Source organism: Dellaglioa sp. CoH-57-MRSF-16 (assembly GCF_056782055.1).
The window spans coordinates 1-421 of sequence record NZ_JBXAXZ010000073.1 but is presented as its reverse complement, the minus strand read 5'-3'; the positions used below and the strand labels follow the sequence as shown (position 1 = coordinate 421).

Annotated in this window: 1 pseudogene; it reads left to right on the top strand. The window is 55.3% G+C overall.

From position 1 onward, the window contains the following. A pseudogene (locus AC1RPH_RS07920) lies at positions 1-421 on the top strand (hypothetical protein); the annotation flags it as partial.

The following is a 421-nucleotide window of genomic DNA, read 5'->3' as shown; positions in this document are numbered from 1 at the left end:
AAATGGTATCCCACAGGGTATCAAGAAACACACCGTGAAGATCAATGGCAAGGATGTTGTGGTGAAGGCCCCGACAATGCAGGCCATCTTCTCGGAGCTGCACACATCTGGCAAGTTTTCGGGTAGTGCGGCTTACGCAGCAGCGCGCGGCACTCACGGTGTTGGTGTTAAGGCCACGAACGCTCTTTCCGATTCGATGGAAGTGTGGACGATGTTCGAAGGCGCATGGTACTACGTCGCATTCGAGAATGGCCACCTCGTGACCGAAGTCACGAAGATGAAGAAAGGCCCAAAGCGTTGGGATGGTAAAACTCCGGAACGTGGCACCCTGATCCGGGTCGTACCCAGTACCTCAATCTTCAGCGCTAAGTCGTTCCCGGCGTCCGTCGCTATCGAATGGGCTGAACTCGCAGCCTACCTC